Annotated in this window: 13 protein-coding genes; 6 read left to right on the plus strand and 7 right to left on the minus strand. The window is 65.6% G+C overall.

All coding sequences use genetic code 11. The features are described 5' to 3' along the window. Positions 1–67 precede the first annotated feature (67 nt). Positions 68–1,219 carry a polysaccharide deacetylase family protein gene (locus KEC57_RS12680; RefSeq protein ID WP_229385001.1) on the minus strand — a complete coding sequence of 384 codons (1,152 nt, stop codon included), beginning with the start codon at positions 1,217–1,219 and terminating at the stop codon, positions 68–70. 160 nt (positions 1,220–1,379) lie between these two features. On the opposite strand from KEC57_RS12680, the gene KEC57_RS12685 reads away from it, so the two are divergent. Together KEC57_RS12685 and KEC57_RS12690 are read left to right on the plus strand one after the other, a co-directional pair. After that, positions 1,380–1,763 carry a hypothetical protein gene (locus KEC57_RS12685; RefSeq protein WP_229385002.1) on the plus strand — a complete coding sequence of 128 codons (384 nt, stop codon included), beginning with the start codon at positions 1,380–1,382 and terminating at the stop codon, positions 1,761–1,763. A 38-nt stretch (positions 1,764–1,801) separates the two neighbouring features. After that, positions 1,802–2,311, plus strand: a complete 510-nt coding sequence (locus tag KEC57_RS12690) for a glycine cleavage system transcriptional repressor (RefSeq protein ID WP_229385003.1) — start codon at positions 1,802–1,804, stop codon at positions 2,309–2,311. A 15-nt stretch (positions 2,312–2,326) separates the two neighbouring features. Here the strand turns inward: KEC57_RS12690 and KEC57_RS19120 are convergent, their stop codons facing one another. After that, positions 2,327–2,959 carry a TetR/AcrR family transcriptional regulator gene (locus KEC57_RS19120; RefSeq protein ID WP_229385004.1) on the minus strand — a complete coding sequence of 211 codons (633 nt, stop codon included), beginning with the start codon at positions 2,957–2,959 and terminating at the stop codon, positions 2,327–2,329. Between the two features lie 101 nt (positions 2,960–3,060). Here KEC57_RS19120 and KEC57_RS12700 point away from each other — a divergent pair, with 101 nt between their 5' ends. After that, positions 3,061–4,560: an MFS transporter gene (locus KEC57_RS12700; RefSeq protein WP_229385005.1), complete on the plus strand. Its 1,500-nt coding sequence runs from the start codon at positions 3,061–3,063 to the stop codon at positions 4,558–4,560. A 144-nt stretch (positions 4,561–4,704) separates the two neighbouring features. Here KEC57_RS12700 and KEC57_RS12705 read toward each other — a convergent pair whose 3' ends face one another. Then, positions 4,705–5,322 (minus strand): TetR/AcrR family transcriptional regulator, encoded by a 618-nt coding sequence (locus KEC57_RS12705; protein ID WP_229385006.1) that lies wholly within the window; start codon positions 5,320–5,322, stop codon positions 4,705–4,707. A 63-nt stretch (positions 5,323–5,385) separates the two neighbouring features. On the opposite strand from KEC57_RS12705, the gene KEC57_RS12710 reads away from it, so the two are divergent. From KEC57_RS12710 to KEC57_RS12720, 3 genes are all read left to right on the plus strand, one after another. Next, entirely contained in the window at positions 5,386–6,315 is a 930-nt protein-coding gene (locus tag KEC57_RS12710; protein WP_229385007.1) for an oxidoreductase, read from the plus strand. Between the two features lie 2 nt (positions 6,316–6,317). Next, positions 6,318–7,250, plus strand: a complete 933-nt coding sequence (locus tag KEC57_RS12715; protein WP_229385008.1) for an NADP-dependent oxidoreductase — start codon at positions 6,318–6,320, stop codon at positions 7,248–7,250. Between the two features lie 295 nt (positions 7,251–7,545). Further along, positions 7,546–7,740 carry a hypothetical protein gene (locus KEC57_RS12720; RefSeq protein ID WP_229385009.1) on the plus strand — a complete coding sequence of 65 codons (195 nt, stop codon included), beginning with the start codon at positions 7,546–7,548 and terminating at the stop codon, positions 7,738–7,740. A gap of 668 nt (positions 7,741–8,408) precedes the next feature. Here the strand turns inward: KEC57_RS12720 and KEC57_RS12725 are convergent. From KEC57_RS12725 to KEC57_RS12740, 4 genes are all read right to left on the minus strand, one after another. Then, complete coding sequence (locus KEC57_RS12725) at positions 8,409–8,984, minus strand: GNAT family N-acetyltransferase (protein ID WP_229385010.1); 576 nt, start codon at positions 8,982–8,984, stop codon at positions 8,409–8,411. Positions 8,985–9,338: 354 nt separating this feature from the next. Beyond that, complete coding sequence (locus tag KEC57_RS12730; protein WP_229385011.1) at positions 9,339–9,911, minus strand: DUF4276 family protein; 573 nt, start codon at positions 9,909–9,911, stop codon at positions 9,339–9,341. Next, positions 9,908–11,122: an AAA family ATPase gene (locus tag KEC57_RS12735; RefSeq protein ID WP_229385012.1), complete on the minus strand. Its 1,215-nt coding sequence runs from the start codon at positions 11,120–11,122 to the stop codon at positions 9,908–9,910. Before KEC57_RS12735 ends, KEC57_RS12730 begins: the two co-directional genes overlap by 4 nt. Before the next feature lie 728 nt (positions 11,123–11,850). Then, positions 11,851–12,303, minus strand: a complete 453-nt coding sequence (locus KEC57_RS12740; RefSeq protein WP_229385013.1) for an Lrp/AsnC family transcriptional regulator — start codon at positions 12,301–12,303, stop codon at positions 11,851–11,853. Positions 12,304–12,331: the final 28 nt, after the last annotated feature.

Raw genomic sequence — 12,331 nt, forward strand, 5'->3', positions numbered from 1 at the left:
TTTTCCCCCCACGCTTGACGCGTCCCGATGCGGGTCGCTATGGTTCGCCGGCGAGCGAGCCGGGCGGTCAGCCGATCAGGTTGATGAGGGCGTCGAGGCCCATGCCGTAGTTGATGCGGACGGTGGGCAGTGCCAGCTTGTCGGTGCCGATGGCGACGTATCCGGGCTCGATCGTGCGTGCCATATCCCAGCCCGCCTGACGGAGGCCTTCCTTGGCCGTTTCGTTGTGATGCCCGAAGGGATACGCCATGATCTCCTTCACTCCGAGCACTCCGTACGACGCCTCCATGTCGGCGACGATCTCGGGCACCGTCCAGTTGACGATGCGCCCCTGCCCGTTGTCGCCGGCCTGATGCATGTCATGGGTGTGCGAGCGGCGCAGCACGTAGGCGTTCGGCGCCGGGTCCTGGCGATACGCGGTGATCATGAACGACGTCGTCAGCACCTTGTGCTTGTCGACGAGCGGGGCGGCGAGGTCGAACCAGGTCTGGTCGGCGTCGTCGTCGGTGACGATGACCGAGTGGGTCGGCAGGAACAGTCGTCCATCGATGAAGGCCGACAGCTCGTCCCACGTGGGCAGATAGAAGCCGGTCGTCGCGATGTGGTTCAGGTGCGCGTCGAAGTCGCCGATGTACGCGTAGTTGCCGCGCAGCCATCCGCTCTCGCCCGCCGGGTTCGCGGTGAACTGGTGGTACATGAGGATCGGGATGCGGGCATCTTCCGCCGCGTTCTGATCGGGGCTCATCCACGAGCCGTGCAACGTGATGCGCTGGTCTGTGCACGCGACGAGATCCGAGCCGTTCACGCGGGCCGGCACCGCGAACGCATCGGCATCGTCGGGCGTCACGTACCACCCGGCGAACACGAGCCCGTCACGCGCGGGGATGGGCAGGCCGGTGTAGAGCGCACCCTGCGTCTGCAGCATCGGCGCGTCGGCGATGGCGTCGCCGGCGAAGCTCACCGCGCACGCGGCCGGGTCGGCGGCCGACGCGAGCAGCTGTTCCTCGGGCGTGAGAGGCGTGGGCGTGGGCGTCGGAGTGGACGAGGGCGCTGCTGTCGCCGCGGGGGCGGCATCGGTCGCGCGAGGCGCGAGAGCGAATGCGGTCACCGTTCCCGCGACCCCGAGCACCACGACGAGCGCGATCGTGCCGACCACGGTGCGTCGTCGTCGGACGCGCGCCGAAGGACGCGCGCGTGTGCCCTTGCGTGAAGCTGCCATGCTTTCCCCACATCTCAGGACCGGTGCACCCCCTGCATCGGTCGCTGTGGGGATGATATCGGGGTGCCGACACCGCACGCGCACGGCACGGCCGCCCGGGGGATAACCCGCCGTGGCCGCGTCTCGCGCGACCCGCGTCCGGCGGCTAATGTCGGGGCTCATGCTTCCCTCGGACTGGATCGAACACCGCCGCGCCGACGGCGAGGTCGTGGGCTGGCTGGTCGCCGAAGGCGACGGGTTCCGCGTGCACGACCTCCTCGGCCGCGACCGCACGCCGCTCGATCCCGCCGGGGTCGCCACGCCCGTGGAGTGGCTCGACGGCGAGGAGCTTCTGGAAGAGCTCGGCATCGGCTATCTCGCCGATCGCTGGACGCTGCGCCTGCCCGATGGCACCGAACGCCCGGTGCGCATCGCCGAAGCGAGTCCGCGCGGTGTCACGGTGGTCGCCGACGAGTTCGGCGCGGCATCCGCGGTCGGCGCCGTGCTCGAACGCTTCCGGCTGTCGTTCCCCGTCACCGACGAGCTCGCAGCGTTCCACCGCTGACCCCCCGCGCGTACCCGCCCGTGGGTACGCTGTGAGACATGACGACGATCGTGCTCACCATGGTCGGACACGATCGGGCGGGGCTCGTCGCGGCGGTCGCCGACATCGTCGACCGGCACGGCGGCAACTGGGAGAACAGTCAGCTGGCTGAGCTCAGCGGCACCTTCGCCGGCGTCGTCGAGGTCTCGGTCGCCCCCGAGCGCGCCGACGACCTGCGCGAATCGCTGGCCGTGCTCGACGGGCTGCTCGACGTCACGGTCCACGCGGGAGTGAGTGCTCCGGATGCCGCGGCCACGCGCGCCCTCACGCTCCAGGTGATCGGCAACGACCACCCTGGAATCGTCCGCGAGATCACCTCGGCGCTGCGCGCCCACGATGTCACCATCGACCGCATGATCACCGAGACCCGCGAGGCCGCGATGTACGGCGGCAAGCTGTTCGAGGCGACGGTCATCGCCCGGGTTCCGGCATCCGTCGATCTCGCTGCGCTCACCGACGAACTGGAGCGCCTCGCGGCCGAGATCCAGGTCGACGTGACGCTCGGCTGAGCGCTCGCCGAGGGGTTACGCGGACGGTTCGGCGGGACGCAATCCGGCAGCGGGCAGGATGATGCGGTCGATCGTGCCGATCATGAAGTCGCGGTCGACCGGCGTGCGCAGCATCAGCACGCGATAGGCGACCATGGCCGGCCCGATCATGCAGAGCGTCTCGATATCGCAGTCCGCGGAGATCTCGCCCCGGGCGATCGCGCGGCGGAAGATGATGCGGTTGGCCGCCGCGCGCGGTTCGACGAGGGCCTCCTGCGCGGCCGCGGCGAGCTCGGGATCGCGGGCGATCATCGAGACGATCCCGGCCATGACCTTGAGCTTGCGCTCGCTCTCGCGGATCGTCGGCGACTTCACCATGGCGACGAGGTCGCCGCGGAGCGTTCCGGTGTCGGGCGGCCCGGTGAGGTCAAGGTCCTTCGATTTCATGCACGCCACGGCATCCAGCACGAGTTCGGGCTTGGACGACCAGCGGCGATACAGCGTCGCCTTCCCGGCCTTGGCGCGGGCGGCGACCATGTCGATCGTCATGCCGTCGTATCCGGTCTCGGCGAGGACGTCGAGCGCGGCTTCGAGGATCTCGGGGTCGCGGGTGTGGTCCCGCTTGCGTCCGAGACGGGGTTTCGACTCGTCGAGGTCGAGCTGCGTCACTGCAGTCGCCTCCCTTCCGGTCCGATGGCCTATATTACCGGTCCGTTAATTCCTGCACCGGATAGATCCGGAACTAAATAGTACCGTATATAGTGGCGTTCATGTCTTCTCCCACCGCTCCCGCCGTCGACAGTCGGCGCTGGATCACACTCATCGTCGTCGGGCTCGCCCAGCTCATGGTCGTGCTCGACGCGACCGTCGTGAACATCGCCCTCCCCTCCGCGCAGGCCGACCTCGGATTCACCGACGGCCAGCGCCAGTGGATCATCACCGCGTACTCCCTCGCCTTCGGCAGCCTGCTCCTGCTCGGCGGCCGCCTGTCCGACCTCATGGGCCGAAAGCGCACGTTCATCATCGGTCTCATCGGCTTCGCCGCCGCCTCCGCACTCGGCGGCGCCGCCGGCACGTTCGAATTGCTCGTCGGCGCGCGGGCGCTGCAGGGCGCGTTCGGTGCGCTGCTGGCCCCGACGGCCCTTGCCGTCCTCACGACCACCTTCGTCATCCCGAAGGAGCGCGCTCGCGCGTTCGGCGTCTTCGGCGCGATCGCCGGAGCCGGGGGAGCGGTCGGACTCCTCCTGGGCGGAATCCTGACCGAGGCGCTCAACTGGCGATGGAACCTCTACATCAACGTCTTCATCGCGGCCGTGGCCCTGGTGGGCGCGCTCCTGTACATCCCGTTCATCGCCCGCAGCGGACCGCGCCCGAAGCTCGACGTGCCCGGCACCCTGCTCGTCTCGGGCGGTCTCTTCGGCCTCGTGTACGGCTTCTCGAACGCCGAGACCGAAGGCTGGGACTCGCCGCTGACGTGGGGGATGCTCGGGGGAGCGGTGATCCTGCTCGTCGTGTTCGTCCTGTGGCAGCGCCGCGCCGCGCATCCGCTGCTGCCCCTGTCGATCGTCCTCGATCGCAACCGAGGTGCCGCGTTCCTCTCGGTGGCGGTCGCCGGTGCGGGCATGTTCGGCATCTTCCTCTTCGTCACCTACTACCTGCAGCTCACGCTGGGCTACTCGCCGATTCAGACGGGGCTGTCCTTCTTGCCCATGATCGGGATGCTGGTGCTCGCCGCGCAGCTGGGCACCAACATCTTCGTTCCGAGGTTCGGTCCGAAGGTGCTCGTGCCGGCGGGCATGACCCTCGGGGCGATCGGGATGATCTGGCTCACGTTCCTCGACACGTCGAGCGCGTACGCCGCGAACATCATGCCTCCGCTCATGCTGATCGGCTTCGCGATGGGCACGATCATGCCCGCGTCGATGCAGACGGCCACGCTCGGCGTCGACCGCAGCTTCGCCGGCGTCGCGTCGGCGACGGTCAACACCAGCCAGCAGGTCGGCGGCTCGATCGGCACCGCGCTGCTGAACACGCTGGCGGCCACCGCCGCAGCCGACTTCCTCGTCGCGAACGGCCCCGTCACGCCGGAGGTCGGCGTCGACGCGGCGCTCGCCGGCTACGCGACCGCGTACTGGTGGGGAGCGGCGTTCTTCGCCGCCGGTGCGGTGATGTCGGCGCTGCTGTTCCGCCGCCGCGGACAGGGCCACTCCCTCAGCCACGCACACGAGCCGGCGGCCGAAATCGCCGCTGAACCCGTGATCGCCCACTGACCCGAAGCTAAGGGAGGGTCTCGATGTTCGGGGCCCTCCCTTCGGCGAGAGTCGGGCGCGAGGTGCGGGGCGGATGCGCCAGTGGCGTCGAGGACGGGCTAAGTGCATCCGTGGGGGCGTAGAGCTGTGTCGTGGACAGGTCAGCTACCGGCTCCCGCGACGCCTTTGCGTCGTCAGGGATGACGGCCCGCTCGGGAACTGCGCGACGGTATCACTGATGAAATCATCGAGCTGCCCGGCCGGGACGACGCCGCAGTTGACGAGGCCGGCGATGCCTTGGAGCGTCGCGAGGAAGATCAGCCCGGTCCGCTCGGGGTCGCGGTTCGGGAGGACTCCCTCGGTCTGACCGCGACGGAACATCTGCAACATCGGCTCGAACGCTGCTGAAGCGCTCTCGCCCACGTCTGGCCCGCCTGCTCCGTGCTTGTGGGCGAACATCAGCTCGACCAGGTTCGCCTCGGAGGTCGCGAAGTCGAGGTAGGCGCGAGCGACCGAGCGAACCTGTTTCTCATAGCCCGGTGAGGCCTCGATGGCCTCCCGCAGCCGGGCGCCGAGCCGGGCGAAGCCTTCGACGGCCACGGCGTCGAGAAGATCCTGCCGGCCCGGGAAGTACCGGCGCGGTGCCGCATGAGTGACCCCGATGTCGGCGGCCACCTCGCGCAGCGACAGGTCGGAGACGCCTCGGTCGCGAACGACCGCCGCCGCAGCATCCAGCACGGCCTGACGTAGGTTGCCGTGATGGTAGGGGCGAACGGATGACATGACCGCATCCTATCAATAATGTATCCGTTGACTAGATTGTTTCCAGTGGATACATTGGGGAGCATGCTCACACTCGCCTCTCCTTCGCAGGTGCCGGATCAGACCGGCCGGACCATCGTCATCACCGGCGCCAGCAGCGGCATCGGCCGTGCCGCGGCTGCCGCCCTCGCTGCCAAGGGAGCGCGGGTCATCCTCGCCGTCAGAGATCAGCAGAAGGGCCGTGCGGTGGCAGACGCTATGGACGGACCCGTCGAGGTCCGGCCGTTGGACCTCTCCTCGCTGGCCTCGATCCGAGAGTTCGCCGCCGCCCTGAGCGGATCGGTTGATGTGCTCATCAACAACGCGGGCACGATGACCGACTCGCTGCAACACACCACGGACGGCTTCGAGCTCCAGTTCGGAACCAACCATCTCGGACACTTCACGCTCACCAATCTCCTGCTGGACCGGGTCACGGGCCGCGTCGTGACCGTCTCATCAACGGCATATCGCTCCGCGCACATCGACTTTGACGATCTGCAATGGGAGCATCGGGTCTACAAACCGTTCGGCGCATACGGGCAGTCCAAGCTGGCGAACCTGCTGTTCACCGCCGAACTGCAGCGCCGCCTGATCGCCGCGGGCTCGTCGGTGATCGCCACCTCCGCACACCCCGGCTGGGCGTCCACGGGGTTCCGGATCACGAGCGGCAACCGGCTACTCGACGCCGTGGCTGCGGTCGGCACACCTCTGCTCGCCCACGGTCCCGACGGCGGCGCGCTCCCCACCCTGCTGGCCGGCGTCGGCGATGTCCCCGCAGGCAGCTTCGCCGGCCCAAGCCGTTTCGGCGGCGTCCGCGGCCCGGCCGCGGTGGGCAAGCCAGCCGCTCGCGCGACGGACCCCGATACCGCAGCACGACTCTGGGACGTCTCCGAACGACTCACCCAGACCCGCTTCCCGCTCGCCATCCGGTCGACCACGCCGGGACGAGTGAACGACGACTCCGGAGCCTGACGGTGCAGCGCATCCAGTACCACAGGTACGGCGGACCGGAGGTGTTGCGGCTGGAAGACGTCGAGCCGCGTGGGCCGGGGCCTGGCGAGGTGCTCGTCCGCGTCCATGCCGCGTCTGCCAACCCGATGGACTGGAAGATCCGCGACGGGATGATGCCGGCGGTGACTGGCCGGACGTTTCCTCGCGGGTTCGGCACGGACTTCGCAGGCGTGATCGAAGCGGTCGGAACGAACGTCACCCGTCTGGGAGTCGGCGACGAAGTGCTGGGCGGTACGACTCTCCAAGGCCCAGGGGCCTTCGCTGCGGCGGTCGTGGCTGAGCAGGCACGAGTGGTGAAGAAGCCCTCAACTCTCTCCTTCGAACAGGCCGCGGCGATCCCCACGGTCGGTGTCACCGCCTTCCAAGCGATCATCCGAGAAGGCATGGTGAACGCAGGACAGGCGGTGTTCATCCACGGCTGTCTCGGTGGCGTCGGCCGGGCTGCGGTTCAGTTCGCGCGGTCCCGAGGAGCGTCGGTTGCCGGGAGCTGCCGTCCCGTCGACACCGAGGAAGCTCGAGCACTAGGAATCGACCCGATCGTGCGGTTCGACTTCGACCCCGACAGCCTGACCGGAGGATTCGACCTTGTCCTCGACACCGCGGGCACGCTCTCAGCGAAAACAGCGGGAACCATCGTGAAGCGCGGAGGTCGCATCCTCGATATCAACCCCACCCCCGCGAAGTTCGCCCGCGCCGCGGTCCCCGGCGAGTATCGGGTGATGGTCGCCCAGGCTGTCACCGCCGATCTCGAAGCCGTCGCAGAAGCAGCGGGTCAGGGGGCGCTCCAGGTGCCGATCGGCCGCATCGTCTCTTTGTCGGAAGCGATCACGGCGCTGACAGAGCTCGAAGTCAGCCACTTCCCCAGGAACGGGAAGCTCATCGCTGTTCCCGACTGAGAACGCCGGGTCGCCCGCCGATCATCACCAATCACATGGTCAGGCGGCACGAGACGGCAACCATTGCGAGCGCTGGCCTCGTTGGCCTTGGCGGCTTCACCGCCGCGTGCGGTGTGGGTGGGCCGGTCGCCATTGCAGCGTGTTCGCTTGCGGCCGCCGCGCTCGGGGCCACCGCGGTCTACGCTGACGACAACGGGCAGTGTGTGGGACTGTCGTTCTGGGGTGTTGCGCCCTATGCAGGGGAAACCCCTTCCTGCACAACGGTGCAGACTGCAACTGACGAGAGGAGAACCCCATGCTTCGCGGAAGCCCCTTTCGCACGTACTACGTGACCGTCGTCGTGGTCGCAGTTCTGAGCATCATTGTCGGGATGCTCGTGGCGAACCTCACCGGACAGTACGTCGGTGCCTTCCTCGCTCAAGTCCTCAGCGCGGGCCTACTTGGCGCCTGGTACGTAAGCATCAAGAAGCGCGCCGGCGCGAAAAGGTAGCCGCCGCATCCATCACAAGGGCTCTGGGCGTATGTCCGGAGCCCTTGTCGCTGGCACTGCATCGCCTCGGTGCGGCTTCGCAGGGCTCAGGAGACAGGACGCAATCGGCGACGGGTGGGGCGGTGCCGCGAGGAGCGCCCGGACCGCAGCGGAGCGAGTACCTGACGCACCGCCGTGGAGCCGCCCCACCACGACGAGCCGGCCGGAGGCCGGCCCTGAACGACTAAGGAAAGTTCTCACCCATCGCCTTGATCGAGTCAGGGTCACACAGCTAGCCAGGCGATCACCGCCACGACGACCGCCACAGGCGTCGACGTATCTCTCGCGCGGGTGGGCGCTCGTCACTCACGGCCGATCTCGATGGCGAAGCGCCCGATGCTCTCATCGCATCGCTCGGCATGACGGAAGCTGGACAAGTCGTCGCCGTCGCGTCACTCGCCGTGTGCCATCGTCCCTCAGGTTGCTGGACAAATTCGGCAACGGCGCGATGGCGAATAGCGAGGAGCCGAGGTCATCGATCTTGAGGGCTGCAACTGGCAAATGATTGGTGCCTCGAACACCCGTTGAAGCCACGCAGTCGTCACCGGGAGATGTCCGGCGCGGAGTGCAGCCGCTCCGGGTAGATCTCCGCCAACGCGCCAGGCAAGCGGAGGCTCGCGAGCCCCGCCCTATTCGTTGCTTGGCCAGGATGTTGCGGGACGCTCATCCGTATGGAGTAGACCTGCGAAGGTCAGGTCGTACGTCCGTCCGAGGCGGAACGCAGCCTGCCGTCTCTGTCCTTCCCAAGCGAAGCCGAGCTTCTGCGCAACACGCGCGGACGCAACATTCGTCGTGAGTGCCTCCCACCCGAGGCGATGTAGCCCCAGGCCGAGCGGTACAAGTGCGAAGGCGTACTCGACAACTCGTTCCGCGGCCTCAGTCATAACGCCTCGACCGCGTGTCTCGGACTCGATCCAGTAGCCCAACTCAGCTATGCCATCGCTAACACCCGAGAGCGACACGATTCCGAGAAGACGGGGGTCGTGTCGCTCGTAGATTCCCCAGGTGAGAGTGGACCCGTCTGCCCAGCCAGCTGGAACCATGTCGGCGACGAAGCCGCGTGCATGCTCAATCTCATAGGGGTGCGGCACCATGGTGAACTCCGCGATCACGGAGTCTTTGCAGATCTCGGCAACGCGTGGGATGTCGGCTTCTGAGGGGCAACGAAGGGTTAAGCGTGCGGTCATGAGTTCCACGAGTTCCACACCTGGATCCTAGGGTTTCTGCACATTCGACCGACGGTCGATCAGCGGAGCGTCTGCGGTATCCGATCGGCGAGTTTCGACTAGCCTCGCGCATCCGCAGAGGGGAGCGGAAACAGCCCCTGACCAGCAAAATTGAAGAAGCCCCCGTGCGTAGAAGCCGCACGAGGGTCCCAGTGACTCCGACGGGCGTCGATCCCGTGACCTCACGATTTTCAGTTGGATGCGCCGGGGCAGGGGGCGCTCGTTAGTCGCCGTTTACCGCGTGATTCCGTGAAGTCGTCATGGTTGGTGACGGCTGGTTGAGGGTGGTTTCAGCGGAGCTACCGGCACAGAACCGGCACAAACGCCGAGCCGCTAGATGCGGGCTAGGATCTCGTCGATCTTGTTGAACAGGCGGTTGAGGCTCGTACTTCTTGTTCGCGCGACGTCTAGGTCCATGCGTTGCGTGAGTCGTGCTTGCATCGTCGACTTCACATACTTTTCAGGAGTGAGCAACGACTCAATTGCGTTCTTCCCGCGTTCACTTGAGTTCCAGGCTGCCTTGCCCAGGTCCAGGTGCTCTACAGCGGTGTAGATCCAGTCCTCGAAGTCGCGCTCAGCAACGATCACGACTACCGGAACTGCAGTCACGGCTTGGGCCCGCGCTAGAAGATCGGGTCCGAGCACGCAGCTTGCGTCCTTGTCTGCGTCGACGAGTACCAATACTGCACAGCACCCCGGGCGCGCGGCTGCTAGGACATATCCCTCGAGGCCGCTATTCGCTCGAGTTGCTGACCCCTTCCCTTTCAGGGGGACAGGTTTGCCTAACAGATCCTCGTAACGTCCTACGGAGTGCAGGTACTTTCGAAGCAGTATCGGGAAAGCTTCTTTGTCTCCCGGGCCCTCTACAACAATTCCAAGGTGGGCGGCTCCAGGCGGGGCGCTCATGCAACTCGATCCGGGTCTAGCGCATCGGCTCGAAGTAGGGCCCCCGGGGTGATCATCCCGGTACGCAGGACCGAGCGTGTGTGTTCGCTTACTACAGCGAGCTGAGACTGATCTTGGTCGCTCCACACAACTCGGAGCGAATCAACGGGGACTTCGTCGATGATGTCCGCGCTGTGGGTCGTGATCAGGACTTGTGTTGCTGACGAAGCGGACTTCAAAATCTCGACCAGGCTCTGCAGCGCCCCGAGATGTATGGCCACTTCTGGTTCTTCGATCACGATGAGCTGCGGCCGGGTTTTCTGCGTCATCGCGAGCATGATTGCGAAGGCGCGCAACGTACCATCGGACATTTGCTTAGCCAGGAACTTGCGGTTCCCAGATGGGCTGTGCTGATAAAAGGCAAGCGTCTGCTTGTCGGCGAAGTTCTGTGGTTCGATACGAACGATGCCGGGGACGACTGCTGACAGGTGCTCAGTGACTCTGGTTCTCTCCTCGTGAGTGAGCGCTTCGAACACACTCGTTGTGTTACCACCTGCTGGGTCGAACTCATCTGTTGATGATGGATCCTGCAGAGCGCCCACGAGGGCTGGGTTGATCTCGATTGTCTGGATGGACCGAAGCGTGTTCTGAACGACGTAGCTTGCAAAGCTGCCGGTCGATAGAGCGCTTTGCCCCGGGGCGATGGCTGAGCGAAGATCGTCAGCAGGGCCGGCCAGCCGTTCTGAAGCACTCAAACGTGAACCGTCGCTGTCGAAAGAAACTGACTCGCCGCGTTCGCCGTAATTGACCATCGCGCGTTCACGCTTCACGCGATAACGCTTCCCGCTCACTGAGCCAAGCGAAATTTCGTAGAACGAAGGGGGTGCGCCCTCGAACACAAAGTTCAGGCGGATGGCAGGGTCGTTTGGCTTTCCGTTGCTTCGGTGTCGAAGTTGGTCGAACCCGCCGTGTCGTGCCAATGCCACGGGCAGTCCGTAGGTCGGGATGTCTCGGAGCAAGCGGAAGGCCTTGACGGCGTTTGATTTTCCGCTTGCGTTCGGTCCTACGATTGCCGTGAAATCTGACAACTCAAGGTGCGCCTTCTTGTAGGAAAGAAAGTTCGTGAGCTCAATTCCGACGATGCGCGGGATGTCCCAGAGCGGAGGAAGGCTGGGGCCATCGTCTACGGTCTCTTGAACGTCCTCGTCGCTGAACTCTTGAGCTTCGGCCATAGGTTGAGGATACGACTTGGACCGGACTCGTCGGTGCCGTCGAGGAGCGCCCGGACCGCAGCGGAGCGAGGACCGGACGCACCGCAGGCGGCGCAGCCGGCCGCTAGGCCGGCCTTGAACGAGTAAAGAAAGTTCTCACAGCTCAGGACTGCGCGCCGATACGGCGATGGGCGTTGTCGCGTGTGCACAGCGGGGCGAATGGTCACGGGACGAACTCGTTGACGCTCTTCTGCGGGGGACTTTGAACCGAGCTACCGGACGCGGGGCTTGGCTGACGTCTGGGAAGCGCGCCCGAACAGTTGCGACGCAGTTGTCCATGCCTACACGATCGGGCTGATCGACGAGGAGACCTACAGGCACATAGCTCGCCGGGTTGATGAAAGAGACTCTCGGTCCGAATGAGCTTGAGCGCTAGCGACAACTGTCCATTGTCTGTGAGCACCGCAGGAAGCTCTCCTGGCGAGTTTTGAAAAACGGGAAGTCGAATCGGGTGGTGGTGCTCGGCGGGTCGAATACGACGTTGTCTTCGCGTCCGAACTCAGCGACGATCGGCGCATCGAGTTGGATTTCCCGGCACGCGGAAATCGCTACTCCTGCGCGGATTGCGTGTGCGAGACGAAGCGGGCGCTGGGACGCTGGAGCACCCTTTCTGCGGCTGCTGCCTCGCCGACTGCCCCGGTGTGTTCACCCGACCGCGACAACGACGAGCGTTGGGCTGCAGCTCAGGATTAGAGTGGCAGGTCGCGGTCGTCGACGACGGTGCGCATAACGAGGGTGGTGTTGAGGCGTTGCATTCCGGGTAGCGCGCTGAGTTGGTCATCATAGATCCCTTGGAAGTCATCGAGATCGGCCGCGACCACCCGCAGAAGATAGTCGGGTTCTCCGAATAGTCGTTGCGCATCGACGACGTTGGGAATTGCTGACACGCCGTCCTCAAACGCACGGATTGAGTCTCGGGTCGCTTCACGCATGGTGACGAAGACGAGCGTCTGAAAACCAAGCCCCACTGCGTTCGTGTCGATGCTCGCCCGGTATCCAGTGATCACACCTTCCCTCTCAAGCTCGCGCACTCGGCGATGGCACGGCGACAAGGTGAGTTGGACGCGCTCGGCGAGTTCGGTGAGCGTCTGTCGGCCATCGCGTTGCAGCTCTGCAAGAATCTTCCGATCGATTGCGTCCATACGAGTAATTCTTCCACGCTGTCCATCA

This window comes from Microbacterium allomyrinae, assembly GCF_020682705.1.
GTDB classification, from domain to species: domain Bacteria; phylum Actinomycetota; class Actinomycetes; order Actinomycetales; family Microbacteriaceae; genus Microbacterium; species Microbacterium allomyrinae.

Coding starts and splice junctions, on each gene's coding strand:
- KEC57_RS12700 (WP_229385005.1), top strand. CDS start 3,061: ATGTCTTCTCCCACCGCTCCCGCCGTCGACAGTCGGCGCTGGATCACA.
- KEC57_RS12740 (WP_229385013.1), bottom strand. CDS start 12,303: ATGGACGCAATCGATCGGAAGATTCTTGCAGAGCTGCAACGCGATGGC.
- KEC57_RS12710 (WP_229385007.1), top strand. CDS start 5,386: ATGCTCACACTCGCCTCTCCTTCGCAGGTGCCGGATCAGACCGGCCGG.
- KEC57_RS12685 (WP_229385002.1), top strand. CDS start 1,380: ATGCTTCCCTCGGACTGGATCGAACACCGCCGCGCCGACGGCGAGGTC.
- KEC57_RS12730 (WP_229385011.1), bottom strand. CDS start 9,911: ATGAGCGCCCCGCCTGGAGCCGCCCACCTTGGAATTGTTGTAGAGGGC.
- KEC57_RS12680 (WP_229385001.1), bottom strand. CDS start 1,219: ATGGCAGCTTCACGCAAGGGCACACGCGCGCGTCCTTCGGCGCGCGTC.
- KEC57_RS12735 (WP_229385012.1), bottom strand. CDS start 11,122: ATGGCCGAAGCTCAAGAGTTCAGCGACGAGGACGTTCAAGAGACCGTA.
- KEC57_RS12705 (WP_229385006.1), bottom strand. CDS start 5,322: ATGTCATCCGTTCGCCCCTACCATCACGGCAACCTACGTCAGGCCGTG.
- KEC57_RS12690 (WP_229385003.1), top strand. CDS start 1,802: ATGACGACGATCGTGCTCACCATGGTCGGACACGATCGGGCGGGGCTC.
- KEC57_RS12720 (WP_229385009.1), top strand. CDS start 7,546: ATGCTTCGCGGAAGCCCCTTTCGCACGTACTACGTGACCGTCGTCGTG.